At 67.8% G+C, this 24,236-nt stretch carries 28 protein-coding genes and 1 pseudogene; 8 read left to right on the top strand and 21 right to left on the bottom strand.

The features are described from left to right. The first annotated feature begins 37 nt into the window (after positions 1-37). Positions 38-1,561 (top strand): POT-type proton-dependent oligopeptide transporter, encoded by a 1,524-nt coding sequence (locus tag ACEN96_RS06625; RefSeq protein ID WP_495588562.1) that lies wholly within the window; start codon positions 38-40, stop codon positions 1,559-1,561. Between the two features lie 25 nt (positions 1,562-1,586). Further along, entirely contained in the window at positions 1,587-2,567 is a 981-nt protein-coding gene (locus tag ACEN96_RS06620; RefSeq protein WP_495587246.1) for a hypothetical protein, read from the top strand. 84 nt (positions 2,568-2,651) lie between these two features. On the opposite strand, the gene ACEN96_RS06615 is transcribed toward ACEN96_RS06620, so the two are convergent. Then, complete coding sequence (locus tag ACEN96_RS06615; protein WP_495587245.1) at positions 2,652-3,614, bottom strand: LysR family transcriptional regulator; 963 nt, start codon at positions 3,612-3,614, stop codon at positions 2,652-2,654. A gap of 146 nt (positions 3,615-3,760) precedes the next feature. On the opposite strand from ACEN96_RS06615, the gene ACEN96_RS06610 reads away from it, so the two are divergent. Then, positions 3,761-4,975 (top strand): MFS transporter, encoded by a 1,215-nt coding sequence (locus tag ACEN96_RS06610; protein ID WP_495587244.1) that lies wholly within the window; start codon positions 3,761-3,763, stop codon positions 4,973-4,975. A 42-nt stretch (positions 4,976-5,017) separates the two neighbouring features. Here the strand turns inward: ACEN96_RS06610 and ACEN96_RS06605 are convergent, their stop codons facing one another. Together ACEN96_RS06605 and ACEN96_RS06600 are read right to left on the bottom strand one after the other, a co-directional pair. Next, positions 5,018-5,422, bottom strand: a complete 405-nt coding sequence (locus ACEN96_RS06605; protein WP_495587243.1) for a VOC family protein — start codon at positions 5,420-5,422, stop codon at positions 5,018-5,020. Between the two features lie 13 nt (positions 5,423-5,435). Continuing rightward, the gene (locus ACEN96_RS06600) at positions 5,436-6,083 is read right to left on the bottom strand and encodes a LysE family translocator (RefSeq protein WP_495587242.1); all 648 of its coding nucleotides are present in this window, start codon (positions 6,081-6,083) and stop codon (positions 5,436-5,438) included. 101 nt (positions 6,084-6,184) lie between these two features. On the opposite strand from ACEN96_RS06600, the gene ACEN96_RS06595 reads away from it, so the two are divergent. Both ACEN96_RS06595 and ACEN96_RS06590 read left to right on the top strand, forming a co-directional pair. Further along, the gene (locus ACEN96_RS06595; RefSeq protein ID WP_495587241.1) at positions 6,185-6,598 is read left to right on the top strand and encodes a VOC family protein; all 414 of its coding nucleotides are present in this window, start codon (positions 6,185-6,187) and stop codon (positions 6,596-6,598) included. Positions 6,599-6,633: 35 nt separating this feature from the next. Next, positions 6,634-7,437, top strand: coding sequence for a prolipoprotein diacylglyceryl transferase family protein (locus ACEN96_RS06590; protein ID WP_495587240.1), 804 nt, complete (start codon positions 6,634-6,636; stop codon positions 7,435-7,437). Here ACEN96_RS06590 and ACEN96_RS06585 read toward each other — a convergent pair. Together ACEN96_RS06585 and ACEN96_RS06580 are read right to left on the bottom strand one after the other, a co-directional pair. After that, positions 7,410-7,604: a hypothetical protein gene (locus ACEN96_RS06585; protein WP_495587239.1), complete on the bottom strand. Its 195-nt coding sequence runs from the start codon at positions 7,602-7,604 to the stop codon at positions 7,410-7,412. The two genes, ACEN96_RS06590 and ACEN96_RS06585, sit on opposite strands and share 28 nt — an antisense overlap. A gap of 14 nt (positions 7,605-7,618) precedes the next feature. Then, on the bottom strand, positions 7,619-8,161 hold the full coding sequence (locus tag ACEN96_RS06580; RefSeq protein ID WP_495587238.1) for a demethoxyubiquinone hydroxylase family protein: 543 nt from the start codon (positions 8,159-8,161) through the stop codon (positions 7,619-7,621). Positions 8,162-8,268: 107 nt separating this feature from the next. Here ACEN96_RS06580 and ACEN96_RS06575 point away from each other — a divergent pair, with 107 nt between their 5' ends. Genes ACEN96_RS06575 through ACEN96_RS06565 form a run of 3 tightly spaced genes read left to right on the top strand, consistent with a single transcriptional unit; the run spans position 8,269 to position 9,900 of the window. Next, the gene (locus ACEN96_RS06575) at positions 8,269-8,778 is read left to right on the top strand and encodes a GNAT family N-acetyltransferase (protein WP_495587237.1); all 510 of its coding nucleotides are present in this window, start codon (positions 8,269-8,271) and stop codon (positions 8,776-8,778) included. Then, positions 8,775-9,215 (top strand): GNAT family N-acetyltransferase, encoded by a 441-nt coding sequence (locus tag ACEN96_RS06570; protein WP_495587236.1) that lies wholly within the window; start codon positions 8,775-8,777, stop codon positions 9,213-9,215. The genes ACEN96_RS06575 and ACEN96_RS06570 overlap by 4 nt, the downstream gene beginning before the upstream one ends. 49 nt (positions 9,216-9,264) lie before the next feature. Then, positions 9,265-9,900 (top strand): DJ-1/PfpI family protein, encoded by a 636-nt coding sequence (locus ACEN96_RS06565; RefSeq protein WP_495587235.1) that lies wholly within the window; start codon positions 9,265-9,267, stop codon positions 9,898-9,900. Positions 9,901-9,935: 35 nt separating this feature from the next. On the opposite strand, the gene ACEN96_RS06560 is transcribed toward ACEN96_RS06565, so the two are convergent. The 16 genes and pseudogenes from ACEN96_RS06560 to acpP form a co-directional block, all read right to left on the bottom strand. Further along, the gene (locus ACEN96_RS06560) at positions 9,936-10,436 is read right to left on the bottom strand and encodes a DUF4240 domain-containing protein (protein ID WP_495587234.1); all 501 of its coding nucleotides are present in this window, start codon (positions 10,434-10,436) and stop codon (positions 9,936-9,938) included. Between the two features lie 40 nt (positions 10,437-10,476). Then, positions 10,477-10,698: pseudogene (locus ACEN96_RS06555) on the bottom strand (hypothetical protein); the annotation flags it as partial. 154 nt (positions 10,699-10,852) lie between these two features. Further along, positions 10,853-11,482, bottom strand: a complete 630-nt coding sequence (locus ACEN96_RS06550; RefSeq protein WP_495587233.1) for a glycoside hydrolase family 25 protein — start codon at positions 11,480-11,482, stop codon at positions 10,853-10,855. A gap of 165 nt (positions 11,483-11,647) precedes the next feature. Next, entirely contained in the window at positions 11,648-12,733 is a 1,086-nt protein-coding gene (gene nagZ / locus ACEN96_RS06545; RefSeq protein WP_495587232.1) for a beta-N-acetylhexosaminidase, read from the bottom strand. A 77-nt stretch (positions 12,734-12,810) separates the two neighbouring features. Next, a complete protein-coding gene (gene acpS, locus ACEN96_RS06540; protein ID WP_495587231.1) occupies positions 12,811-13,206 on the bottom strand; it encodes a holo-ACP synthase in 396 nt (131 codons plus the stop codon). 70 nt (positions 13,207-13,276) lie between these two features. Continuing rightward, positions 13,277-14,059 carry a pyridoxine 5'-phosphate synthase gene (locus tag ACEN96_RS06535; protein WP_495587230.1) on the bottom strand — a complete coding sequence of 261 codons (783 nt, stop codon included), beginning with the start codon at positions 14,057-14,059 and terminating at the stop codon, positions 13,277-13,279. Continuing rightward, positions 14,056-14,832: a DNA repair protein RecO gene (gene recO, locus ACEN96_RS06530; protein ID WP_495587229.1), complete on the bottom strand. Its 777-nt coding sequence runs from the start codon at positions 14,830-14,832 to the stop codon at positions 14,056-14,058. The genes ACEN96_RS06535 and recO overlap by 4 nt, the downstream gene beginning before the upstream one ends. 32 nt (positions 14,833-14,864) lie before the next feature. Beyond that, positions 14,865-15,758, bottom strand: coding sequence for a GTPase Era (gene era / locus ACEN96_RS06525; RefSeq protein WP_343636877.1), 894 nt, complete (start codon positions 15,756-15,758; stop codon positions 14,865-14,867). A 247-nt stretch (positions 15,759-16,005) separates the two neighbouring features. Beyond that, a complete protein-coding gene (gene rnc / locus ACEN96_RS06520) occupies positions 16,006-16,713 on the bottom strand; it encodes a ribonuclease III (RefSeq protein WP_495587228.1) in 708 nt (235 codons plus the stop codon). A gap of 22 nt (positions 16,714-16,735) precedes the next feature. Continuing rightward, entirely contained in the window at positions 16,736-17,092 is a 357-nt protein-coding gene (locus tag ACEN96_RS06515) for a DUF4845 domain-containing protein (RefSeq protein ID WP_495587227.1), read from the bottom strand. A 56-nt stretch (positions 17,093-17,148) separates the two neighbouring features. Continuing rightward, the gene (gene lepB, locus ACEN96_RS06510) at positions 17,149-18,126 is read right to left on the bottom strand and encodes a signal peptidase I (protein WP_495587226.1); all 978 of its coding nucleotides are present in this window, start codon (positions 18,124-18,126) and stop codon (positions 17,149-17,151) included. Positions 18,127-18,143: 17 nt separating this feature from the next. After that, complete coding sequence (gene lepA / locus ACEN96_RS06505) at positions 18,144-19,952, bottom strand: translation elongation factor 4 (RefSeq protein WP_495587225.1); 1,809 nt, start codon at positions 19,950-19,952, stop codon at positions 18,144-18,146. A 573-nt stretch (positions 19,953-20,525) separates the two neighbouring features. After that, a complete protein-coding gene (locus ACEN96_RS06500) occupies positions 20,526-21,962 on the bottom strand; it encodes a DegQ family serine endoprotease (RefSeq protein WP_495588561.1) in 1,437 nt (478 codons plus the stop codon). 151 nt (positions 21,963-22,113) lie between these two features. Beyond that, positions 22,114-22,590, bottom strand: a complete 477-nt coding sequence (locus ACEN96_RS06495) for a hypothetical protein (protein WP_495587224.1) — start codon at positions 22,588-22,590, stop codon at positions 22,114-22,116. A 31-nt stretch (positions 22,591-22,621) separates the two neighbouring features. After that, positions 22,622-23,869: a beta-ketoacyl-ACP synthase II gene (fabF, locus tag ACEN96_RS06490; protein ID WP_343636127.1), complete on the bottom strand. Its 1,248-nt coding sequence runs from the start codon at positions 23,867-23,869 to the stop codon at positions 22,622-22,624. Positions 23,870-23,878: 9 nt separating this feature from the next. Beyond that, on the bottom strand, positions 23,879-24,118 hold the full coding sequence (gene acpP / locus ACEN96_RS06485) for an acyl carrier protein (protein WP_058936430.1): 240 nt from the start codon (positions 24,116-24,118) through the stop codon (positions 23,879-23,881). Positions 24,119-24,236 lie beyond the last annotated feature (118 nt).

The following is a 24,236-nucleotide window of genomic DNA, read 5'->3' as shown; positions in this document are numbered from 1 at the left end:
CGGCGCGGCGGTCGCGGCCACGCAGGCCGCGCCGAAGATGCCGCCGCAGATCCCCTACATCATCGCCAACGAGGGCTGCGAACGCTTCAGCTTCTACGGGATGCGCAACATCCTGACGGTGTTCCTGATGACCAGCCTGCTGCTGGCGATTCCGGAGCCGCTGCGCAAGGGCGAGGCCAAGGAGGTGTTCCACACCTTCGTGATCGGCGTCTACTTCTTCCCGCTGCTGGGCGGCTGGCTGTCGGACCGCTTCTTCGGCAAGTACAACACCATCCTCTGGCTGAGCCTGGTGTACTGCGCCGGTCACGCCTGCCTGTCGATCTTCGAGGACAACCTCAAGGGCTTCTACTTCGGCCTGTTCCTGATCGCGCTGGGCTCGGGCGGCATCAAGCCGCTGGTGAGCTCGTTCATCGGCGACCAGTTCGACAAGAGCAACCGCACGCTGGCGCAGAAGGTGTTCGACGCCTTCTACTGGATCATCAACTTCGGCTCGTTCTTCGCGTCGCTGCTGATGCCGGTCTTCCTGAAGAAGTTCGGCGCGAGCGTCGCGTTCGGCATCCCGGGCGTGCTGATGTTCATCGCCACCGCGATCTTCTGGAGCGGCCGCCGCAAGTACACGCACGTGCCCGCCGGTGAATCGCATCGCGACCCGCACGGCTTCCTGAAGGTGGTGCGCACAGCGCTGCTGTCGCAGGCGCCGGGCCAGGGCCGCGGCGGCCTGGTGGTCGCGGGGCTGGGCGTGGCGTTGGCGATCGGCGCGCTGGCGCTGACGCCCAACCTGGGTTTCGTGATCGCGTTCTGCTCGGCGCTGGTGCTGCTGATGGGCTTCGGCGGCGCCGGTGCCTGGATGCAGCTGGACCGCGCCCGCGCCGTCCATCCGGCCGAGGCCGTCGAGGGTGTGCGCACGGTGCTGCGGCTGCTGGTGCTGTTCGCGCTGGTCACGCCGTTCTGGTCCCTGTTCGACCAGAAGGCCTCGACCTGGGTGCTGCAGGCCGATCAGATGACCAAGCCCGCGTGGTTCGAGTCCTCGATGATGCAGGCGCTCAATCCGGCGCTGGTCATGATCCTGATCCCGTTCAACAACTTCGTGCTGTACCCGCTGCTGGGGCGCCTGGGGCTGAAGCTGACGGCGCTGCGCCGGATGGGCGCGGGCATCGCGTTCGCGGGCGTGGCCTGGATCGTGGTGGGCGGCATCCAGCTGGGCATCGATGACGGCGACAAGGTCTCCATCCTGTGGCAGGTCCTGCCCTATGCGCTGCTGACGCTGGGCGAGGTGCTGGTGTCCGCGACGGGTCTGGAATTCGCCTACAGTCAGGCGCCGCTGGCGATGAAGGGCGTGATCACGAGCTTCTGGAACCTGTCGGTGACGATCGGCAACCTGTGGGTGCTGCTGGCCAACTCGAGCGTCAAGGGCGAGGCGGTCACCACGTACATCCAATCGACGGGCACGAGCGTCACGGCGTTCCAGATGTTCTTCTTCGCGGGCTTCGCGCTGTTGGCGGCGCTGCTCTTCGCGCTGTACGCGCGGGGCTACCGCATGCAGGACAACTACCGGGGCTGAGGCCCCGAATCCGGGAGAGGTACCGATGAGTCGATTCGTTTCGCTGGCCGCCGTGCTGGCGGTGCAGGCCGCGTTCGTGGCGCCGGCGGCGCTGGCGCAGGAGAGCGTCAAGCTGAACATGGTGCCGCTCCCGTCGGTGAGGCAGCAGGTGGACGTGACGATGGACATGAAGATGAACATGTCCATGCAGCTGCCCGCCGACGCGCCGGAGCAGGCGCGCGCGCAGGCCGAGCAGATGAAGACCACGATGCCGGTCACGATGCAGATGGTGATGCGCCAGGTGCTGTCGACGACGGCCAAGGCCGCGGACGGCAGCTACACGCTCAAGGCCGAGGTGAACTCGCTCAAGAGCGAGATGCGCGATGCGACGGGTCAGGCGCGGCCGCTGCCGCAGCAGGGTCCGATCCGCTTCACGGCGCAGCTGAAGAACGACCAGTTCGACAAGATCGATCTGGAGCTGCCGCCGACGATGCCGGCGCAGCAGGCGCTGCCCAAGGAGATGCAGGAGAAGATCTTCAACCAGAGCTTCGACTGGATGCGCAAGTTCAACGGCCAGACGATGAAGGTGGGCGAGTCGGTGGAGATGCCGGTCGACCTGAACCTGCCGACCGGCGGCGCGCCGACCGGCAAGATGCTGGGCAAGTACACGCTGACGGCGATCAACAAGGGCGTGGCCTCGTTCGATGTGGACATGCGGATGGACATGAGCTTCACGGGTCCGGCTTCGTCGGCTTCGTCCGCGTCGGCGCCTGAGGCGCCTGCTTCGGCGGCCTCGGCGCCGGGGCCGGTGCAGGGCGCGATGACGGGTTCGGGCAAGGGCAAGATGGATCTGCGGATCGCGGACCGCCTGCTGCTGCGCAGCACGATGGCGATGTCGATGGGCATGGACATGAAGGGGCCGAAGGGCAACATGCGCATGGACATGGACATGACGATGGCGGCCACCGGCAAGGCGCTGCCCGCCGCGAAGAAGGCCGCCCCGGCCAAGCCCGCTCCCAAGGGCTGAGCGCGTGAGCGCCTGAGGCGCGCCGGGGAACCGGCAGCGCCATGACGAGGACCGCCCGAGGGCGGTCCTCGTCGTTTTGAATGTTCACTTCCGCCGGACTTCCCGCATTCCGCGCATCGTCGGAATGACCTCGCGCATCACCTGCAGGAACGCGCGCAGCCGCGCCGGTTGAAGCCGGCGCGACGGATAGACGAGCGAGATCGGCAGCGGTGACGCGCACCAGCCGGGAAGCAGCCGCACGAGCCGCCCTTCGGCGAGGTCGTCCATCACCGCCCATTGCGAGACGAGCGCCAGTCCGAGTCCCCGCCGCGCGGACTCGATCAGCGCGAAGAGGCTGTCCGTGCCCAGCCGCGGGCGGAAGGCCACATGCATGCGCCCTTCCCCCTTCGACGCGTCGAGGTCGATGCCATCGCGATAGAACGCCAGCAGCGCCAGCCATGGCTGCGCGCCGAGCAGCCCGGCGATCTCCTCCGGGGTCTTCCGGTCCAGGCCCTTGGGCAGCTTCTTCGCGAGCGCCGGCGCGGCGACGAGCACGCGCGGCACCTCGGCCAGCTGCGTCGCGATCAGGTGGGGCTGGCTGATCTCGCCCACCAGCAGCGAGCAGTCGACGTTCTCGCGGCTGAAGTCGGGCAACTGGTCCTGCAGCATCCATTCGACCGACACGCGCGGATGCCGCGTCAGGAAGGCCGCGAGCGGCTCGATCAGCTGGCTCTGCCCGAACGCATGGGGCACGCGCAGGCGCAGCGTGCCGGACAGCTCATCGCCGCCATCGAGTTCCTCGGCCAGCGACTGCCAGCCATCGATCAGGTCCTGCGCCTGCGCGGCGCAGCGCTCGCCCTCCTCGGTGAGCCGCAGCCCGCGCGTCGAGCGTTCGACGAGCCGCGCGCCGAGCAGCGATTCCAGCATCTGCACGCGCCGGCTGACCGTCGGCTGCGTGGTGGCGAGCTGCTGCGCGGCGGCGGAGAAGCTGCCGGCCTCCGCCACGCGGAGGAAGGTCTGCAGCAGCGCGAGGCGGTCCTGGCCGCCGTCCCGGGTGGTCTCGTTCATGGGCCGCTTTATACGCCGCGCGTATGGCTGCTGTGCATGCCGGACCGGTTCCGGCAAGGCGCCCGGATCCGAAGAATGCAGGTCATTCGGTGCGCACCCGAACCTCTTTCGCTCCAGTTCCTTGAATCGCCCCTTCGGGAGTTGCCATGTCCACCCTTCCCTTTCCATCGACCGCCACTGCCGCGCCGCGTGATGCCGGCGCGCCGTCCGCGCCGCTGATCGTGCTGCTCGCCGCGTCGGCGGGGCTTGGCGCGGCGTCGCTGTACTACAGCCAGCCCATCCTGGCGCCGCTGGCCGAGGACCTGCACGCCTCGAGCGCCGGCATCGGCGCGGTGCCGATGCTGACGCAGCTCGGCTACGCGGCCGGCATCCTGCTGCTCACGCCGCTGGGCGATCGCTTCGATCGCCGCCAGGTCATCCTGACGAAGTTCGTGCTGCTGATCGCGACGCTGCTGCTGAGCGGTCTCGCGCCGGGCTTCGCGCCCTTCCTGGCGGCAAGCGCGCTGCTCGGGCTGACCGCGACGCTGGCGCAGGACGTCGTGCCGATGGCGGCGGCCCTGAGTCCCGCGGAACATCGCGGCCGCATCGTCGGCCAGGTCATGACGGGACTGCTGATGGGCATCCTGCTGTCGCGCGTGATGAGCGGCGTGATCGCCGACCTGCTCGGCTGGCGCTGGGTCTATGGCATCGCGGCGCTGGCGCTGACGATCGCGGGCCTGGCCAGCTGGCGCTGGCTGCCGTCGTCGCCGCCGGTGACGCGCACGACGTATGGCGCGCTGCTGCGCTCGCTCGGCGGGCTGTGGCGCTCATGGCCGACGCTGCGCCGCGCCGCGATCGCGCAGGCCCTGCTCGCGGTGGCGTTCAGCGCGTTCTGGTCGACGCTGGCGGTGATGCTGCATCAGCGCTTCGGGCTGGGCAGCGCGGTGTCGGGCGCCTTCGGCCTGGCGGGCGCGGCCGGCGCGCTGGCGGCGCCGCTGGCGGGCCGCATCGCCGACAAGCGCGGTCCTGGCGTCGTCACGAAGCTCGGCGCGCTGCTGGTGACGCTGTCGTTCGCGGCGATGTCGGTGACGGCGTGGCTGGATCGATCGGCGGCGATCGTGGTGCTGGTGGCGCTGGCGATCGTCTTCGACTTCGGCGTGCAGGCCGCGCTGGTCGCGCACCAGACGATCGTCTACAGCCTCGACCCGGCCGCGCGCAGCCGGCTCAACGCGCTGCTGTTCACCGGCATGTTCATCGGCATGGCCACGGGCGCGGCGCTGGGGAGCGCGCTGCTGTCGTCATTCGGGTGGCTCGGCGTGACGGGCCTGGCGACCGTCGCGAGCGCCGCGGCGCTGGTGGTGCGGTTCACGGCTGACGAGTGAGGCCGACGACGAACAACTGAGTCCGCAGCCCCGAAGTCGTCTTCATCGCACCCCTTCCTCAGCCTGATGGCACACGACGCACAGCTTGTTCCCATCGGGATCGCGGAAGTAGGCGCCGTAGTAGTGCTCGTGATACTCGGGCCGCAGGCCCGGCGGGCCTTCGCAGCGGCCGCCATGCGCGAGCGCCGCCGCATGGGCCGCGTCGACCATCGCGCGCGAGCCGGCCATGAAGGCCGTCATCTGGCCGTTGCCTGCGGCGTGCGCCATGCCGTCGAAAGGCCGTCCGATGAGGAACAGCGGCCGTGGTCCCGGCACCGACTGCCAGCCGGCCCAAGGCCGCGAGGGATCGCAGAAGCGCTGCGGCAGCTCGAGCGCCGCCATCAGCGGCGCATAGAACGCCAGCGCCCGGTCGAAGTCGCCGACGCCGATGAACACATGCGACAACATGGCGACGCCGCGCTTACTGCGTCCGCCCGCGCCAGCCGATGAGGCTGACACCCAGCGCCACGAAGCACGCGCCGAAGCCGCGGTTCATCATCTTCACGCGGTGGCGCGAGGCCAGTCCGCGGCGCAGCGCGCGGGCCAGCACGACATAGAAGCCATGCGCCAGCACGGCGCAGAACGAGAAGGTCACCGTCAGCACGACGAAGTCGCGCATCGCCGTCTCCGGATGATTCATGAACTGCGGGAACAGCGCAGTGAAGAACAGGATCGCCTTCGGATTGGTGAGCGCGACCAGGATGCCGCGCAGGAACAGCGCCCGGCGCGAGAGCCCCGCCGTTTCCGCGGCGGCCGCGTCGCCGTCCGCGATCGAGGCCATGCGCTCGCCCTGGCGCCACTGCTTGATGCCAAGCCAGATCAGGTAGCAGGCGCCCAGCAGCTTGACGACGAGGAAGGCCTTGGCCGAGGTGCTCAGCAGCACGCCCAGCCCGGCCGTCGTCGCGGCCGACACGGCCAGCAGGCCGATCGCATTGCCCAGCGAGCCCACCATCGCGCGCCGTGGTCCGACACTGAGCGAGTTCGAGATCGCCATCAGCACGGCCGGCCCCGGCGTGAAGGTGACGAACAGCGCCACGCTGACAAAGCCCAACCAAGCGGTCACATCCACGGCGATCTCCCCAGCGCACGACACAGGAAGCGGCGATGTTACCGGCGGCGCTCCCGCGGCTAGGATGGCCCGACCGATTGACCCTCGAGCGGGAGTGCCCCATGCGATCGCTGTTCCACCTGGCCTATCACGTGCGCGACCTGGACGATGCCCGCGCCTTCTACGGCGGCGTGCTCGGCTGCGAGGAAGGCCGCAGCACCGACACCTGGGTCGACTTCGATTTCTTCGGCCATCAGATCTCGCTGCACCTCGGCGAGCCGTTCAAGACCGGCAACACCGGCAAGGTCGGCGATCACCTGGTCCCGATGCCGCATCTCGGCGTGATCCTGCGGATGCCCGAGTGGCGCGCGCTCGCGGACCGGCTGGAGGCGCGCGGCATCGAGTTCGTGCTCAAGCCCAGCATCCGCTTCGCCGGCCAGCCGGGCGAACAGGCGACGATGTTCTTCCTCGACCCGTCGGGCAATCCGATCGAGGTCAAGGGCTTCGCGTCGACGGACGGCATCTTCGCCACCTGATCGATGCGCGGAGTGGAACGTCCCCGAGGGACGCGATGAGCGAAGCCGTCGCGATCGGCCCGTTGGTCCTGCCGTGGACCTTCGTCCACCTGTGCCTTGCGGTCGCGGTGTCGAGCGCCGTGGCGACGGTCCTCGCGCGCCGGCGCCAGCAGGACGCGGGGCCGCTGCTCTGGCGATGCCTGCTCGTCGCGCTGCTGTTCGCACGGCTCGGTTTCCTCTACCAGTACAAGGAGCTCTACGTCGAGCATCCGCTCAGCGTTCTCAACATTCGCGATGGCGGCTGGTCGCCTGAGATCGGGATCATCGCGATGTGGATGTACGCGACCTTCCGATTGAGGAACGCGCCGGCCTTGCGGGTGCCGGCGTCGGTGCCGCTGGCGATCGGGACGGCGTTGATCGTCGCGGGACAGATCCAGCTCGCGCTGCAGCCCGCGTCCGCGCCGCTGCCCGCCCTTCAGTTCACGCAATTGAACGGGGAGCGACTGGATCTCGCCGCGCACGATGGCAAGCCGGTGCTGGTCAACCTGTGGGCGACATGGTGCGGGCCCTGCGTCCGCGAGATGCCGATGCTGGCGCAGGCACAGCGCGATCGCCCCGACGTGCGCTTCGTCTTCATCAACCAGGGCGAGGACGCGGACCACGTCGCGAAGTGGCTGGGCGCTCAGCGCCTCACGATGGACAACGTCGCCATCGATGAACGGCGCCAGGCGAGCGCGACATTCAAGCAGGCCGGCTATCCGACGACGCTGCTCTTCGACGCCTCGGGCCGCCTGGTGGCCAAGCGCACCGGCGAGCTGTCGGAGCCAGCCCTTCAGGCGATGCTGACGCGGTTACGCTGAGGCGTGCAAACGTTGGTAGAGACGATCGGTCGCTTCGATGTCGATGGTCTCGTCATGACATAGGCGATCCAGCACCGGTCGCGCGCTTCGATCGTGGCTTGCACATAGCCGATCAGCCGGCCGTCGAAGCGCAGGGAAGGCGCAATCAACAGTGGAAAGCGATTCATCGACGCCTTCGAGCTCACAGCCGCAAGCCGAGCCAGATCACCGTCCGCGTCGACGCGGACACGATGGCCGTCAGAAGCGGTGTCCACACGGTAGGCCTGTCGATTTCCTCGGCGAAAGCGTTCAGATGTTCCCGCTCGTCCGCAACGATCTTGGAGATTGCCGCCACCGCTTCGTCATCGTGACCTCGCAGTACTCGGACTTGCTCGTCGAGATGCACAAGCACGACGCGCTCGACCGCCACCGTCGTCGCAGCGACGGCCTTGCGTCCCAGCAAGCCCGTGATGGCCCCTAGCAACAGACCACCCGCTGCGCAGAGCCTGTAGCTTCGACAGCGAGGGCGGCCGCGCCGCTGCAGCTCTCCCCAGAAGATCCCGCGATGCTGCTCTTCATGAGCCTTGAACTCACGCAAGGCGGGCAACATCGATGCTGCGGTCCATCGCGCAGTCAGGATCTGGCCCGCATAGATATGGACGGCGCCATGCTCGCCAGCATGGTTCACCTTCAAAAGGCGATCACCCAGCGATTCGCCGTTGCGCAATGAGGATGTGAGGTCCATGGCCGTGAGTATCGGCGCGCGGCTTGATGGGCGTCTCGCGCGCTTTCCCGGCAGTCCTTGTCGTGTCCGCACGTAAGATTCTCCGACCCTTCGTCTCGTCAATCTCTATGCGACTCCGCGTCATCACGCTCGACGACACCGCCGCCATCGACCTCGTCGCCCAGCGCATGCGGGCGACGCTGGTCGAAGTCGAAGGCGAGCAGGCCGGCGGCGGCATGTACTCGATGGACTGGCTGCGCGATCGGGTGCGATGGCATCTGGACGGGCGCGCCGCCGAGGTCGTCATCGCCGAGGATCCGGCCGGCGAGATCGTCGGGCACACGATCTACCGGACCGAGACCAGCACCGACGGCACGCCCTTCGGCCTCGTCTCCACGACCTACGTCGTGCCCGAGGCACGACGGCTCGGCGTCGCGCAGCAGTTGCTCGAGCGCGCCGAGTCGTGGTTCAGAGCGCGCGGGCTGCCGCAGTGCTGCACCTGGACCTCGTCGACGAACACGCCACTGATCGCGCTCTACACGCGCAACGGTTTCGCGCAAGCCGAGCGCGCTCCCAACGAGTTGACGCAGACCCCCATGGTCCGTCTCGCCAAGCTGCTCGCCGAGGCCCGCTCATGACCACGCCCTTCACCATCGCCACGTTCGACGTTCCCAAGCCCGGCCTGGAGGCGCTCGTCGAAGCTGGCCTGGACCAGTACAACGATGCCATCGGCGATCACGGTGCCTTCGAGGGCCAGCAGCCGATCTCCAGCGCCGCCTACGACAGCGGCGGCCGTGTCATCGGCGGCGCGGTCGGCCGCACGCTCGGGCGCTGCTGTGAACTTCAGCAGCTCTGGGTCGACGCCGCCCACCGCCACACGGGCGTCGGCAGCGCCGTCGTCCATGCCTTCGAGCGGCGCGCCGTTGAGCGCGGCTGCGACACCTTCTACCTGAGCACGTTCAGCGTCCAGGCCCGCCCCTTTTACGAGCGCCTCGGCTACACGATGCAGCTGGAGATCCCGGGCCACGGCGCGGCGGGCTCCAAGTTCTTCATGCTGAAGAAACTCAGCGCCTGATCTCCCCTGAACGCCGGGCCGCGGGCACGCACCTTGCCGCCCGGCCGGCATGAACGCTCCATCCCGCATCGTCCATCTCTACCTCTTCGAGGGCTTCGCCGACTGGGAGGCCGCCTACGCGGTCGCCGGCATCAACACGCCGGAGTTCCAGAAATCGCCAGGCACCTGGCAGGTGAAGACCGTCGCCGCCGCGGGCGCCAACCTGGCGCGATCGATGGGCGGGCTGTCGGTGATGCCCGACATCCGGCTCTCGACGCTGTTCCCCGACGACAGCGAGCTGCTGATCCTCCCCGGCGGCGCCGGCTGGGACAAGGGCGAGCACCTGGAAGCGGCGAAGAAGGCCAAGGAGTTCCTCGATGCCGGCAAGCGCGTCGCCGCGATCTGCGGCGCCACCGCAGGGCTGGCGCGGCTCGGCGTGCTCGACGGCCGGCAGCACACCAGCAACGCGCTGTCCTACCTGAAAGGCGTGCCCGAGTACGCCGGCAGCGACCGCTACGTCGATGAGCCCGTCGTCATCGACCGGGGACTGATCACCGCGGGCGGCATGTCGGCATTGGACTTCGCGCGCGCCATCTTCGAGACGCTCGACGTCTACACGCCCGCAACGCTCGAGGCCTGGTACCAGCTCAACAAGACCGGCCAGTCGGCCTGGTTCGCGAAGATGGCGCAAGGCGAGGGACGCTGAGCGTTTGACGGGTTCCGCTCCAGCCTCACGCCGCTTCAGGCAGCGCCATAGACCTTCGTCAGCCGGGGATACAACGTCGGCAACTCGTGCGATTCCCACTCGCGGCCCTCAGGTTCCGCGAATTCGACATCGTGGAAGTTGCGGTCCAGTTCACAGCCACCTTGCTGCTCGAAGGCCTTGAGCGCCGCATAGCCGAAGAGCTCGAGACCGAACCAATCCGACTTGGGCACGTCGGCGAGAGAGTCGGGATCCTCCAGCACTGTCTTGAATCGTGCCTGCCCCTCGGAGACCAGCCAATCGCGGAAGTATCTGAACCCGTCGTCGGAACAGCCGCCGTTCATGACGGATGCCGCGCCCCAGAGACTCCACTGGTGCGCCTTGATCAACTGCGCGTCATACAGACGCTGGAACGCCTGGATCTCCGCCATCGACAAGGACGCGAGCAGCCGCTCGAGCGCCACCGGACGTTGATCGCGATCCCTGCCTGCTTCCGTCTTCGCCGCTTCCACGAGCTGCCAGAACGCTGCCTCGTTCATTGCCTGTCTTCCCTTCGATGGTCCACGCGGGAGGCGCGTCTCAACCGCCCTTCACCGCCGTCACGATCCCCTGCCCCGTCGCCCAGGCGACGATGTCATCGCGGCGGATCGCCGCCGCTATCAGGCCCGGGAGCGCATTCGACGTGCACGCGAACGACGGCACGCACTGCACGCCGCTCTCCACCAGCGACGCCACGCGGCGCAGCAGCTGCGGCTCCACGCCGCCTTCGTAGAGATCGGAGATCAGCACGAAGATCGAGTTTGCAAGGGAATTTGCGGCTGGGGCAGGGGCAGCTGAAGGCGGGACCGCTCCCCGATTGGTCGTTGTCCGGTCAGTCGGGGCGGAGTCTAGCTGGCTGGCACGGGCCACGCGCGCCCACCCATCGGGGTGGCGCGCATCGCTCGAACCGGGGTGCTCAGGGGCTGGACCAGAAGGCCCGCAACTGGGCCTCGGTGCCGAAATACTTGTCGCGGTCGCAGCGGCCGATGCCCGGCACCTCGTGAGGCGGATCGCCCGCCGCGCCATCGGTGTACTGCCACAGCGTCCAGTGGTCCCACACCTTGGGGATCAGCGGCGCCGCGCCGTAGCGCGCGAACCAGAGCCAGCACTTCGACAGCTCGGTCTGTTCGGGCGACGCGATCCCCGCGGCGGCCAGCGCCTCCTTGATCGTGTGGCCCGAGTACAGCCCCGGATAGCGGCCCGTCTTCTGGAAGACGTGATGCACGAACTGCTCGGCCTCGAGCAGCGACATGTCGTGGCCTTGCGGATTGGGCTCGAAGTCGAGCACGAGCAGCATCGACGGATCGCCGACGGTCTTCAGGAAGAACTCCGCCTGCGCGACGGGGTCGCCCGAGGTGCCGAAGTGATAGGCGCCGAACAGCAGGCCAGCCTGACGCGCGCGGGTGCGATGGTCGTCGAGGGTGGGATCCTTGTACGAGAAGCCCTGCGTCGCCTTGTGGATGACGCCGATGACGCCCGCATCGGCGGCCGCGGCGAAGCTCGACACCTGGTTGTGGTGGGAAAGATCGATGACAGCGTTGATCACTGGGAGTCCTCCTTGGCCGCCGTCCGGCACGGACGGGCTCCTCGACATGGAAGCCGCCGCGCGGACGGATGTGGGCCTGTCAGTGGGGCAGTGTCAAGGAACGCTTCGGGAGGAACAAGGCGGGACGCGGCGAGGCGTCCTATCGATTGCGGATGCGCCGCGCGATCACGGCAGCCGCGCCAGCGCCTCCAGGTACCTCGGCGCGAGCATCAGCTCATCCCAGGTCAGCGGCGCCGACTGCGGCACCAGCGCCGCGCGCCGCGCCTCGCTGTCGATCGCGGGCGACCAGGCGCCGGCCGCCTGCGCCTGGCCCAGGCCGTCGAGCAGCTCGTCGATCGCACGGCCCCCCTGCTCCAGGCTCTGGTTGCACAGCAGCACCAGGTCGCAGCCCGCCTCCAGCGCCGCCAGCGCCGCCTCGGTGTAGCCCACCGGCCGGCCCTCGATCACGCGCGCCGCGGCCATGCCCAGGTCGTCGCTGAACACCGCGCCGGCGAAGCCCAGCCGGTCGCGCAGGATGTCCTGCAACCAGCGCCGGCTGAAGCCCGCCGGGCGGCCGTCCACCTTGCGGTAGATCACGTGCGCCGGCATCACCGCCGACAGGCTCAGGCTCAGCCACTCGAACGGACGCACGTCCTCCGCCAGGATCGCCTTCAGCGAGCGCGTGTCCACCGGCACGCCCACATGCGAATCGACGCCCACCGCGCCATGCCCCGGGAAGTGCTTGCCGCAGCTGCCCATGCCCGCCAGCGCGAAGCCCTGCATCAGGCTCTGCGCCAGCAGGCTCACCACGCGCGGATCGCCGTGGAAGCTGCGCGAGCCGATCACCGGACTGATCGATTGCCGGCTCTCGTCCTGGTGATCCAGGTCCAGCACCGGCGCGAACGTCATGTCCACGCCGCAGGCGCGCAGCTCCAGCGCCAGCACCAGGCCGGTCGCCGTCGCGGCCTGCACCGCCCGCATCGCGTCCTCCATCCACAGCTCGCCGAGCGTGCGCATCGCCGGCAGCGCCGTGAAGCCGTCGGTGCGGAAGCGCTGCACCCGCCCGCCTTCCTGGTCCACCGCGATCAGCAGGTCCGGGCGGATCGACTTGGCCTCGGCGCACAGCGCCGTCAGCTGCGCGCGGCTCTCGAAGTGGCGCGCGAACAGGATCATCCCGCCCGTCAGCGGATGCGCGAGCCGGCGGCGGTCGTCCGCCGTCAACGCCGTGCCGGCGATGTCCAGGATCACCGGCGAATGCAGGGAGTCGGTCATGGGTGCTTGTCTCTCCGTTGTCTCTCGATGGGCGCGCCCCTTGCGCGCCCGTTGTCATCGGGCCGCGCCGCTCGCGCTCAGCCCCGGGTCTCGACGACGACGAACGCCGTCGCGTAGTCCGTCTCGTCGCTCACGGTCACGTGGGCGCTCAGCCCCTTGGCCTCGAACCACTCGGCCAGGCCGCCGTGCAGCCGGATCTCCGGCTTGCCGCTGGGCGCCTTGACGACCTCGCAGTCCCGCCAGGTCATCGGCATGCGCATGCCCATGCCGATCGCCTTCGAGAAGGCCTCCTTGGCCGAGAACCGCGTCGCCAGGTAGGCGATGCCCCGCGCCGGGACCTTCGCGTACCGCGCGCGGAACACGCCGATCTCGTGCGGACCCAGCACCTTCTCGGCGAAGCGTTCGCCGCGCCGCTCGAAGGTCTGCCGAATGCGCCGGATGTCGCAGACGTCCGTGCCGATGCCATAGATCATCGCGGCCCTTTCATGCGCGCCCGGTGCGCGCTTCGTGCCCGGTTCGTGTGGATGGCGTGCCGGATTGCAATCAGACGTACGCGCGCTGGATGCAGCGCTGGTAGTCGCGCACCGCCTCGGCGTAGCCGAGCTCCAGCGCGTCGGCGATCAGCGCGTGGCCGATCGATACCTCCGCCACACCCGGCACCTCGCGCAGGAAGCGCGTCAGGTTGTCGCGGTTCAGGTCATGTCCCGCGTTGATCGCGAGCCCCTGCGCCAGCGCGGCCCGCGCGGCCGCGGTGAAGCCGGCCAGCACCTGGGCCTCGCGCGCGGTGCCGAAGGCGCTCGCCCAGGTCTCGGTGTAGAGCTCGATGCGCTCCGCGCCCAGCGCGGCCACATGGGCCATCGCCTCCGGCACCGGATCCATGAACAGGCTGACCCGCACGCCCAGCGACCGGCACTCGGCGATCATCGGCCGCAGCCGCTCGTTGTCGGCCGGCAGCGTCCAGCCGTGATCGGAGGTGAACTGGTCCTCGCTGTCCGGCACGAAGGTCGCCTGATGCGGCCTCACCTCGCGGATGAAGGCCATCAGGTTCTGCGTCGGGTTGCCCTCGATGTTGTACTCGGCCTGGGGCCAGGCCTTCATCAGCGCGGCCAGCTCGCGCACGTCGTCCGCGCGGATGTGGCGCTCGTCGGGCCGGGGGTGCACCGTGATGCCCTGCGCGCCGGCCTCCAGGCAGGCCTGCGCCGCGCGCGTCACGCTGGGAATGCCCAGATGCCGGGTGTTGCGCAGCAGCGCGACCTTGTTGACGTTGACGGACAAGGCACAGCGCGCCTCATGGCGGCCGGATTCGGGAGCGATCAGCGGATTCATGTGAGCAGCTTCTGGACGTCGAGCAACACTTGCCGCGTCCGCAGGGGACGATGCCCCAGATGATAGTGAAGCAATCCGCGCAGCAGCGGCTTCAAGGCCGGCCCCGCGAACTCGCAGGCCTGCTGCAGCGCCGCCTGGCTGCCATGCAGCAGCGCCGCCTGCAACTGGATGAAGGCCATGCCGGTCAGCTGGGGCGCGTCGTGCGCCGGCACGATCACGCCGGACTCGGGCGCCAGCAGGTAGGACCGCTCCGGATCGAGCGGCGCCTGCGTGGTCGCCAGCACGCTCAGGTCGGGCAGCAGGCCGCAGGTGGCCAGCAGCCGGAATTCGAAGGCGCGAAGCGCGAACTGCGCGTCGTCGACCGAGCGCAGCTGCGGCAGCAATGCCGCGTAGGCGTCGAACAGCTCAGGCTGAGCCTCCTGCCGCGGCAGGAATTTCAGCAGCAGCTCGTTGACGTAGTAGCCGCTGAACAGCGCCGCGCCGCTGGGCAGCGTCTGTCCGCCCACCCATTCCGCGCCGCGCAGCGACTGCACCTCGGCCGCGCCGTCCTCGTTCATCTTCGACGGCCTGGACAGCGTCACCTGCAGGCGCAGGAACGGCAGCAGCACCGATCGCAGCTGCGAATACGGCCGCTTGGCCCCCTTCGCCACGACCGCCAGGCGGCCGTGCTCGCGGCTGAACAGGTCCAGCACGAGGCTGGTCTCGCTCCAGTCGTAGTGGTGCAGGACGAAAGCCGCCTGCGTGGCGGGCGGCTTCGGGGCGCGGGTGGCCATGGACGCGGATCGTCAGCGAGCGCCCTGCGGGCTCACTCGTAGCCGTAGCTTCTGAGGTGTTCCTCGCTGTCGGCCCAGCCGGAGCGGACCTTCACCCACAGCTCCAGGAACACGCGCGCGTCCATCAGCGTCTCGAGCTCTTGGCGGGCCTCGGAACCGATGCGCTTCAGCCGCTCGCCGCCCTGGCCGATGACCATGCCCTTCTGGGCGTCGCGCTCGACCACGATGGTCGCGGCGATGCGGCGCAGGTTGCCCTCTTCCTCCCAGCGGTCGATGATCACCGTCGCCTCGTACGGCAGTTCGTCGCCGGTCAGACGGAAGAGCTTCTCGCGGATCATCTCCGCGGCGAGGAACTTCTCGCTGCGGTCCGTCAGCGCGTCCTCCTCGTAGAACCATTCCTGGTTCGGGAGGTAGGGCTTGAGGATCTGGAACAGGCGCTGGACGTCCGAGTCCTTCTTCGCCGACAGCGGGACGAACTCGCTGAAGTTGCGCCGCTCCTGCATGCTCTTGAGCCACGGCATCAGCTCGGCGCGGCGGTGCACCGCGTCCAGCTTGTTGGCGATCAGCACGACCGGCTTGTCCTGCGGCAGCAGCGACAGCACCTTGGCGTCGTCCAGGCCGAAGCGGCCCGCCTCGACGACGAACAGCACCAGGTCCACGTCCGCCAGCACGCCCTGCACCGTCCGGTTCAGGTTGCGGTTCAACGCCGTGCTGTGCTTGGTCTGGAAGCCGGGGGTGTCGACGAAGACGAACTGGGCCTCGTCGACCGTGCGCACGCCGGTGATGCGGTGGCGCGTGGTCTGCGCCTTCTTCGACGTGATGGACACCTTCTGGCCGACCAGCGCGTTCAGCAGCGTGGACTTGCCCACGTTGGGCCGGCCGACGATCGCGATCAGGCCGCAGCGCGCGTCGCCCTCGTACGGCATCGCGCCGATGCCGCCCCGGACCTCGGGCAGGTCGCCGCCGGCGCCCTCCTCGTCCTGTTCGACGCCGTCATGCGCGGCGGCATCGGCGTCGTGGTCCAGCGGGGTCTCGGAGTCGTGCGGGGCGTTCAGGGTGGGGTCCTCGGAAACGGAAGAAGCAGGGTCGGAAACGGGATCGGAAAGGGGATCGGACGAAGAGGCCGTCGCGGGCGTCTTCGGAGGGGTCGGTGCGTTCATCGCGGGCTCCGCGTCAGTCGCGCAGGCCGGTGCCGGGGCGATCGCCGGCGAGGAGTTCGTCCAGCACCTGCCGGGCCGCCTCCTGTTCCGCGATCCGGCGCGAGCGGCCCTCGCCGCGGCGCGACAGCGTCAGCGCGGCCACTTCGCATTCGACGGTGAAAGTCTGGGCATGCGCCTGGCCCCGCGTCTCGACGATGCGGTACGCCGGCACCGCCAGCTTGCGCGCCTGCAGCCATTCCTGCAGCGCGGTCTTGGAGTCCTTGGCCCATTGCTCGATGCCGCTGGCCGCGATGGTCTCGCCCAGCAGCCGGCGCACGATCTCGCGCGCCGCCTCGTAGCCGCCATCCTGGAACGCGGCGCCGATCACGGCTTCCAGCGCGTCGGCCAGGATCGACGGACGCTGCGCGCCGCCGCCCCGGGCCTCGCCCTCGCTCATGCGCAGGCATTCCGGCATCTGCAGCTGCAGCGCCAGCCGGTGCAGGCTGTCCTCGCGCACCAGGTGGGCGCGGATGCGGGTCAGGTCCCCCTCGTCCGAGCCGGCGAAGCGCTCGTACAGCAGCGCCGACACCGCCAGGTTCAGCACCGCGTCGCCCAGGAACTCCAGGCGCTCGTTGTGCTGCTGGCCGAAGCTGCGATGCGTCAGCGCGCGCTGCAGCAGCGCCGCCTGCGAGAAGCGGTAGCCCAGCCGTTGCTGGAAGGCGTCGAGCGCGTGAGGAGTCATGGACGGGAACCGGTCCGGCAAGTCAGTGCGACTCGCCTTTGTACTTGATCAACAGGAAGGCCGGGCCGAACAGGGGCACTTCCTTGTCATAGGCGAAGCTGATCTTCACCTTGTCGTCGACCTTGGTGATGGTCAGGTCTTTGGGCTCGATGCTCACGATCGAATACTCGATCTGCTTGGTGCGCTCGAACGAATCGCGCGCCGCTGCCACCGTCGGCGGGCTGTCCTTGGCGATCTTGTCGATCGCGCGCTGGATCGTGTAGTACTCCATCACCGTCGGCACCACGCGCAGCAGCACGACCGAGCCGCCGCCGATGATCACCGCCCAGAACAGCAGGCCCAGCAGGCTGACGCCGCGTTGAATCTTCCGTGCCCTCATCACGTCTTGCTCCGATATTGGTCGTTGGTACAGGTTAGCCGCCCGCCGGCCCGCCGTCACTGGATGCCGCCGATGCGCTTCAGGTTACCGAAATTCATCCAGACCACGAAGGCGCGGCCCACGATGTTCTCATCCGGCACGAAGCCCCAGAAGCGCGAATCCTGCGAGTTGTCGCGGTTGTCGCCCATCATGAAGTAATGGCCGGCCGGCACCTTGCAGGTCACGCCTTCCAGCGTGTACTTGCAGTTCTCGTTGTTCGGGAAATCGTAGAGCTTGTAGATGCCGCCGCGCGCGTTCGGATCGACCAGGATCTGATGCTCCACGTCGCCCAGCTTCTCCGTGAAGCGCTGCCGGAAGCGCATGGCGCTCGGGCTCGGGTCGTCGTCGAAGAACTGGCCCTGCTCGGTCGTCTCGACCGGCTTGCCGTTCAGGTACAGCTTCTGGTTCAGGTAGGCGATCTCGTCGCCCGGCAGGCCGACGGCGCGCTTGATGTAGTCGACGGTCGGGTTCTGCGGATAGCGGAACACGACCACGTCGCCGCGCTTCACGTCGTTGTTGCTGATGATCTTCTTGTTGATCACCGGCAGCCGGATGCCGTAGTGGAACTTGTTCACCAGGATCAGGTCGCCGATCATCAGCGTCGGCACCATCGAGCCCGACGGGATCTTGAACGGCTCGAACATGAACGAGCGCAGCAGGAACACGATCAGGATCACCGGGAACAGCCCGGCAGTCCAGTCCAGCCACCAGGGCTGGCGCAGGATCTCCTGACGCGCGCCCTCGACGTCGCCGTCGACGCGCTGGATGCCCTGCGCGGCCAGCGAGGCGCGGCGCTTCTCGTCGGCCTGGGCCAGCGCCTGGGCCGCGCGCTCGCGCGAGGGTTGGAAGTGGAAGCGCTCGGCCAGCCAGTAGGCCAGCGTCACCGTCGTCAGGATCAGCAGCAGCAACGAGAAGTTGCCGTTCCAGTAGCCCTTGTACCAGCCGCCCAGGTAGGCGATCAGGGCGGCATAAAGCAGCCCGGTCAGTGCGCTCATGGCTTTCATTCGGAGTCTTATTCTTCGACTTGGAGGATGGCCAGGAAGGCTTCTTGCGGCACCTCCACCGAACCGATTTGCTTCATGCGCTTCTTGCCGGCCTTCTGCTTCTCCAGCAGCTTGCGCTTGCGGGTGATGTCACCGCCGTAGCATTTTGCCAGCACGTTCTTGCGCAGCGCCTTGATGTTCTCGCGCGAGATGATGTTGGCGCCGATGGCCGCCTGGATGGCCACGTCGTACATCTGGCGCGGAATGATCTCGCGCATCTTGGCCGCCACCTGCCGGCCGCGGAACTGCGACTGCGAGCGGTGCACGATCAGCGACAGCGCGTCGATCCGGTCGCCGTTGATCAGCATGTCCACCTTGACGACGTCCGAGGCGCGGTATTCCTTGAACTCGTAGTCCATCGACGCGTAGCCGCGCGAGACCGACTTCAGCTTGTCGAAGAAGTCCAGCACGATCTCCGCCAGCGGGATCTCGTAGGTCAGCATCACCTGACGGCCGTGATACGCCATGTTCAGCTGCACGCCGCGCTTCTGGTTGGCCAGCGTCATCACCGGGCCGACGTACTCCTGCGGCATGTACAGGTGGACCGTCACGATCGGCTCGCGGATCTCGCCGATCTTGCTCTGCTCGGGCATCTTGGACGGGTTCTCGACCTCGATCACTTCGCCGTCGCCGAGCTGGACCTCGTACACCACGCTGGGCGCGGTGGTGATCAGGTCCTGGTCGAACTCGCGCTCCAGGCGCTCCTGCACGATCTCCATGTGCAGCAAGCCCAGGAAGCCGCAGCGGAAACCGAAGCCCAGCGCCTGCGAGACTTCGGGCTCGAAACGCAGGGAGGCGTCGTTCAGCTTGAGCTTCTCGAGCGCGTCGCGCAGCTGGTCGTACTCGCTCGCCTCGGTCGGATAGAGACCGGCGAACACCTGCGGCTGGATCTCCTTGAAGCCGGGCAGCGCCTCGGTGGCCGGACCGAGGTTGTTGGGCAGCTTCTTTTCCAGCGTGATGGTGTCGCCCACCTTCGCCGCCGCCAGCTCCTTGATGCCGGCGATGATGAAGCCCACCTCGCCGGCGTTCAGCTGGTCGCGGTTCTCGGACTTGGGCGTGAACACGCCCAGATGCTCGGCCGGATAGACGGCGTTGGTGGCCATCATCCGGATGCGCTCGCCCTTCTTCAGCGTGCCGTCGACGACCCGCACCAGCATCACCACGCCGACGTAGTTGTCGAACCAGGAATCGATGATCATCGCGCGCAGCGGCGCCTCGACCACGCCCTTGGGCGGCGGCATGCGGGCGATGACGGCCTCGAGGATCTCGTCGATGCCCATGCCGGTCTTGGCCGAGCACGGGATCGCGTCGGTCGCGTCGATGCCGATGACGTCCTCGATCTCGGACTTGGCGCCTTCCGGATTGGCTTGCGGGAGGTCCATCTTGTTCAGCACCGGGATCACTTCGACGCCGAGCTCGAGCGCGGTGTAGCAGTTGGCCACGGTCTGCGCCTCGACACCCTGGCTGGCGTCGACCACCAGCAGCGCGCCCTCGCAGGCGGACAGCGAGCGGCTCACCTCATAAGAGAAGTCCACGTGTCCGGGCGTGTCGATCAGGTTCAGGTTGTAGACCTGCCCGTCGCGCGCCTGGTAGCGCAGCGCCGCGGTCTGCGCCTTGATCGTGATGCCGCGCTCGCGCTCGATGTCCATCGAGTCCAGCACCTGCGCCTCCATCTCCCGGTCCGACAGCCCGCCGCAGCGCTGGATGATCCGGTCGGCCAACGTGCTCTTGCCGTGGTCGATGTGGGCAATGATGGAGAAATTGCGGATGTGGTTCATGGACTCGGATGGAGACCGCGAACTCGTCCGCCACACCAGCGGCGCTCGAGCGGAGCACGCTGAGACACACTGCGGATGGCCGGTCGAGGCGGTGATGCACGGCCCTTCTCAGGACCCGAACAGGACATAAAAAAAAGGCACGTCGAAACGGTGACGCGCCTTCCAACAAAACGTATGGCAACTGCTTGTTGGGCTTTCATTGTAGCCAAAAGGCCCGCCCTGGAAACCGCATGGATGCGAGCTTCTCGGCCGTTGCCCATCGCCAACAGCGATTTTGTGCACAGGTTATCCACAAAAATTGAGGACATCCTGTGGATCGCTGAGCCCTTCAAAATGAAGCCTTCCGATTCACCGTCGGAACAGCGACAAAGCCGACCGGACGCGCCCGGATTGTAGCGGAGCGAGGCACCAATGCCCCGCCTTGGTCACAACCGTGAGCGAGCGCCAACCGACGGGCGGCCGTGCCACTCCGCACAAATCGCCGACCACATTTTCCGCATTGCGGAAAGCCCCAGGCCGATGCTAGGTTGACGGTGGCGAGTGACACCGGTTCGGTCAATACCAAAGGGAGACTTATCCCTTGCCCGGCTTCAGCACGACATAGGTCGCGACTTCGCCCCGGCGTACCAGCATCTGCAACGACTTGCCCTTCTCGATCTTGGACAGTGCCGCCTGGAACTGCTTGACCGTCTTCACCTCGACGTTATTGGCCGAGAGGATGACATCGCTCACTCGCAGGCCCGCGCGCGCCGCGGGGCCATCCGCCGAGTCGATGCGCAAACCGCCGTCGACCTTCAACTCCTTGCGCTGCGCCTCCGCCAGCTCACTGACGCTCAGGCCCCAAGCCTGGGCACCCGTGGCGGCAGGCGTCTCGGCATCGGGCGTTGCCGGCGCGCGGTCGTCGGGCAGCGCATCGAGCGTGGCGGTCAGATCCTTGTAGGCGCCGCGGCGGAACACCTGCAGCGGCACCTTCGTGCCGGGCTTCGCGGCAGCAGCGAGCCGGCGCAGATCGACCGCCTTCTCGACGGCCTTGCCATCAAACTTGGTGATCACGTCGCCGAGCTGGAGCCCAGCCTTCTCGCCGGGACCGGCCGGCGTGATGCGGCTGATCAGTGCCCCTTGCGGCTTGCCCAGCCCGATGGCTTCGGCGACCTCCTTGCTCACGTCGTCCGGATAGACGCCCAGCATGCCGCGCGTCACGCGGCCGTTGGCGCGCAATTGATCGGCGACACGCATGGCCTCGTCGATCGGGATGGCGAAGGAGATCCCCATGAACCCGCCAGACTGGCTGTAGATCTGGGAGTTGATGCCGACCACCTCGCCACGCAGGTTCAGCAGCGGACCGCCGGAATTGCCGGGATTGATGGCGACGTCGGTCTGGATCAGCGGCAGCAGGTCGCCCGTGTCGCGCGCCTTGGCGCTGACGATGCCCGCGGTGACCGTGTTGTCGAAGCCGAACGGCGAGCCGATGGCCATGACCCATTCGCCGACCTTCAGCTTGCCGACATCGCCCATGCGCAGCAGCGGAAGATTCGTGGCCTCGATCTTGAGCACCGCGACGTCCGTGCGGCGGTCCAGGCCGATGACCTTGGCCTTGAACTCGCGCTTGTCGGTCAGCGTCACGGTCACTTCGTCGGCATCGTCGACGACATGCGCGTTGGTCATCACATAGCCGTCCGCGCCGATCACGAAACCCGAACCCAGACCACGGCGTTGCGGCGCATCGTCATCCTCATCGTCGTCCGGTGCCGGCGAAGGCGCCGGCGTGGCGCCGGGGGGCGTGCGACGCTGCGGCGGCACTGGAATACCGAACCGGCGCAGCAGTTCGCGCATCTGCTCATCGACCTGCGCGTTGGCGACCTTCACCTTCTCCGACGTCCGGATGTTGACCACGGCGGGGCCCGCCTGCTCGACCAGGGCGCTGAAGTCCGGCAGCGCGCGCGCCAGCTCCGGCGCGGCCACGGGCACCGATCCTGCGGTCGGCGCTGCGGCGGTCTGAGCGGCGACCATGAGCGGCCCGCCCAGCAAGGCAGCACTGGCAAGCGCCAGGACGAGACGTCGAGGAGAGCGGGAACGATCGAGATTGGGCATGAACACTCGCTGGTGGCGATGCTGGGACAGAAGGCTCACATCATGCCCGGATTTCGCAACGGACATCGCGTCAGCCTGGCGCATGGAACAGATGCAGCCGCAGCGATGACCACTGCGCGCCGAGCGCGTCGCGCGACACCGCGATCCAGCGCGACGACGGCGCTCGCCCGCTGGGAACGAGCGTGTCGTGCTCCGGCTGCCAGGGATCGAGGCGCAGCAGCATCCACTGCTCCAGATCGATGAAGACCTGCGGCGCAACGGCAAGCGGCTCTCCCGAATATTCCCACCACCATTGCTGGCCGTCCCAGCGCAAGGTTCGCGGCTGCCGCGGCGCGACAGGCAGCACCAATCCCGTTCCAGCGCCCAGGGCGATGAGGAGCGGCATCCAGGCCCCGGCACTGATGCCGAGCTGCAGCAGGACTGCGACCGCGGCTGCCACGGCGCCAGCTCCGAGCAGCCCGCGCTGCACCCGCTCCCAGCGCGGATCGGGCGGCAATGAAAAACGCCGGGCAGTGGCCCGGCGTGGTGTCGATCGATCGGGCGTCATGCTCGCCACCCGGATCGTGTCGCGTGACGGATCAGATCCGCTTGAAGATCAGCGTGCCGTTCGTGCCGCCGAAGCCGAAGTTGTTCTTCGCGGCGTACTCGATCGGCATCTTCCGCGCCTCATTGGCACAGTAGTCCAGGTCGCACTCGGGATCCTGGTTGAAGATGTTGATCGTCGGCGGAGCGACCTGATCATGGATCGCCTTGACGGTGAAGACGGACTCGATGCCGCCCGCGCCGCCCAGCAGATGGCCGGTCATCGACTTGGTCGACGACACGACCAGGCCCTGCTTGGCGTAATCGCCGAAGGCCTGCTTGATCGCGTTGGTCTCGTTCGCATCGCCCAGCGGCGTGGACGTGCCATGCGCGTTCATGTACTGGATCTGATCCGGGTTGAGTCCCGCGTTGCGCAGCGCATTGCGCATCGAGCGCGTCGGGCCGTCCACGTCCGGCGCGGTCATGTGATAGGCGTCGGCGCTCATGCCGAAGCCCACCAGTTCCGCGTAGATCTTGGCGCCGCGCTTCTTGGCGTGCTCGTACTCCTCGAGCACCAGCACCCCGGCGCCCTCGCCCAGCACGAAACCGTCGCGATCCTTGTCCCAGGGACGGGACGCGGTCTTCGGATCGTCGTTGCGGGTGGACAGCGCGCGGGCCGCGGCGAAGCCGCCGACGCCCAGCGGGGACACCGTCGATTCGGAACCGCCCGCGACCATGACATCGGCGTCGCCCGCCTCGATCATGCGGCCGGCCTGGCCGATGCTGTGCAGACCGGTCGTGCAGGCCGTCACGATGGCCAGGTTCGGCCCCTTGAAGCCGCACTTGATCGAGACATGACCCGAGATCATGTTGATGATCGATGCCGGCACGAAGAACGGACTGATGCGGCGCGGGCCGCGATTGGTCAGTTCCGCATGAGTCTCCTCGATCATCGGCAGCCCGCCGATGCCGGAGCCGACCAGCACGCCGATGCGCTCGGCCAGTTCCGGACTCAGCGCGTCGCCAGTGGGCAGGCCCGAGTCCTGGATCGCCTGCAGCGACGCCGCCAGCCCGTAATGGATGAACGTGTCCATGTGGCGGGCTTCCTTCGCGGGGATGTAGTCATCCACCTTGAAGTCCTTGACCTCGCCAGCGAAATGGCAGGCCAGGTTGCTGGCATCGAAACGGGTGATGGTGTCGATGCCAGTCCGACCGGCCACGATGTTGGCCCAGCCCTGCTCGACCGTGTTGCCCACGGGCGAGATCAGGCCGAGTCCGGTGACGACGACGCGACGACGGCTCATGCTGCTTGCTTACGCCTTCTGGTGCTTGACCGCGTAGTCGATCGCCAGTTGAACGGTGGTGATCTTCTCGGCCTCTTCGTCCGGGATCTCGATGCCGAACTCGTCTTCGAGGGCCATCACCAGTTCCACGGTGTCCAGAGAATCAGCGCCCAGATCGGCGACGAAGGCCTTTTCATTGGTCACATCGGCTTCGGGCACGCCGAGTTGCTCGGCGATGATTTTCTTGACACGTGCTTCGATATCGCTCATGACTCCTCCAGGAGGGGGTGGTTTGCTAGAACAACCCGGGATTCTAAGGCCTTAGAGTGGCGCCCCTAGTCGGACCTCCCGAGGCGCGCCTTCCACGATGGATGCGGCGCGCGCTCGC

This window comes from Roseateles sp. Mitsp63, assembly GCF_059491535.1.
The sequence above is the reverse complement of the archived record's forward strand: the minus strand, read 5'-3'. Positions and strand labels throughout refer to the sequence as shown.

Bases quoted from the DNA above. Each gene is read 5' to 3' on its own strand.
- ACEN96_RS06625 (WP_495588562.1), top strand. From the start codon at position 38: ATGCCGCCGCAGATCCCCTACATCATCGCCAACGAGGGCTGCGAACGC.
- ACEN96_RS06620 (WP_495587246.1), top strand. From the start codon at position 1,587: ATGAGTCGATTCGTTTCGCTGGCCGCCGTGCTGGCGGTGCAGGCCGCG.
- ACEN96_RS06615 (WP_495587245.1), bottom strand. From the start codon at position 3,614: ATGAACGAGACCACCCGGGACGGCGGCCAGGACCGCCTCGCGCTGCTG.
- ACEN96_RS06610 (WP_495587244.1), top strand. From the start codon at position 3,761: ATGTCCACCCTTCCCTTTCCATCGACCGCCACTGCCGCGCCGCGTGAT.
- ACEN96_RS06605 (WP_495587243.1), bottom strand. From the start codon at position 5,422: ATGTTGTCGCATGTGTTCATCGGCGTCGGCGACTTCGACCGGGCGCTG.
- ACEN96_RS06595 (WP_495587241.1), top strand. From the start codon at position 6,185: ATGCGATCGCTGTTCCACCTGGCCTATCACGTGCGCGACCTGGACGAT.
- ACEN96_RS06590 (WP_495587240.1), top strand. From the start codon at position 6,634: ATGAGCGAAGCCGTCGCGATCGGCCCGTTGGTCCTGCCGTGGACCTTC.
- ACEN96_RS06585 (WP_495587239.1), bottom strand. From the start codon at position 7,604: ATGAATCGCTTTCCACTGTTGATTGCGCCTTCCCTGCGCTTCGACGGC.
- ACEN96_RS06580 (WP_495587238.1), bottom strand. From the start codon at position 8,161: ATGGACCTCACATCCTCATTGCGCAACGGCGAATCGCTGGGTGATCGC.
- ACEN96_RS06575 (WP_495587237.1), top strand. From the start codon at position 8,269: ATGCGACTCCGCGTCATCACGCTCGACGACACCGCCGCCATCGACCTC.
- ACEN96_RS06570 (WP_495587236.1), top strand. From the start codon at position 8,775: ATGACCACGCCCTTCACCATCGCCACGTTCGACGTTCCCAAGCCCGGC.
- ACEN96_RS06565 (WP_495587235.1), top strand. From the start codon at position 9,265: ATGAACGCTCCATCCCGCATCGTCCATCTCTACCTCTTCGAGGGCTTC.
- ACEN96_RS06560 (WP_495587234.1), bottom strand. From the start codon at position 10,436: ATGAACGAGGCAGCGTTCTGGCAGCTCGTGGAAGCGGCGAAGACGGAA.
- nagZ (WP_495587232.1), bottom strand. From the start codon at position 12,733: ATGACCGACTCCCTGCATTCGCCGGTGATCCTGGACATCGCCGGCACG.
- acpS (WP_495587231.1), bottom strand. From the start codon at position 13,206: ATGATCTATGGCATCGGCACGGACGTCTGCGACATCCGGCGCATTCGG.
- ACEN96_RS06535 (WP_495587230.1), bottom strand. From the start codon at position 14,059: ATGAATCCGCTGATCGCTCCCGAATCCGGCCGCCATGAGGCGCGCTGT.
- recO (WP_495587229.1), bottom strand. From the start codon at position 14,832: ATGGCCACCCGCGCCCCGAAGCCGCCCGCCACGCAGGCGGCTTTCGTC.
- era (WP_343636877.1), bottom strand. From the start codon at position 15,758: ATGCCGTACGAGGGCGACGCGCGCTGCGGCCTGATCGCGATCGTCGGC.
- rnc (WP_495587228.1), bottom strand. From the start codon at position 16,713: ATGACTCCTCACGCGCTCGACGCCTTCCAGCAACGGCTGGGCTACCGC.
- ACEN96_RS06515 (WP_495587227.1), bottom strand. From the start codon at position 17,092: ATGAGGGCACGGAAGATTCAACGCGGCGTCAGCCTGCTGGGCCTGCTG.
- lepB (WP_495587226.1), bottom strand. From the start codon at position 18,126: ATGAGCGCACTGACCGGGCTGCTTTATGCCGCCCTGATCGCCTACCTG.
- lepA (WP_495587225.1), bottom strand. From the start codon at position 19,952: ATGAACCACATCCGCAATTTCTCCATCATTGCCCACATCGACCACGGC.
- ACEN96_RS06500 (WP_495588561.1), bottom strand. From the start codon at position 21,962: ATGGTCGCCGCTCAGACCGCCGCAGCGCCGACCGCAGGATCGGTGCCC.
- ACEN96_RS06495 (WP_495587224.1), bottom strand. From the start codon at position 22,590: ATGACGCCCGATCGATCGACACCACGCCGGGCCACTGCCCGGCGTTTT.
- fabF (WP_343636127.1), bottom strand. From the start codon at position 23,869: ATGAGCCGTCGTCGCGTCGTCGTCACCGGACTCGGCCTGATCTCGCCC.
- acpP (WP_058936430.1), bottom strand. From the start codon at position 24,118: ATGAGCGATATCGAAGCACGTGTCAAGAAAATCATCGCCGAGCAACTC.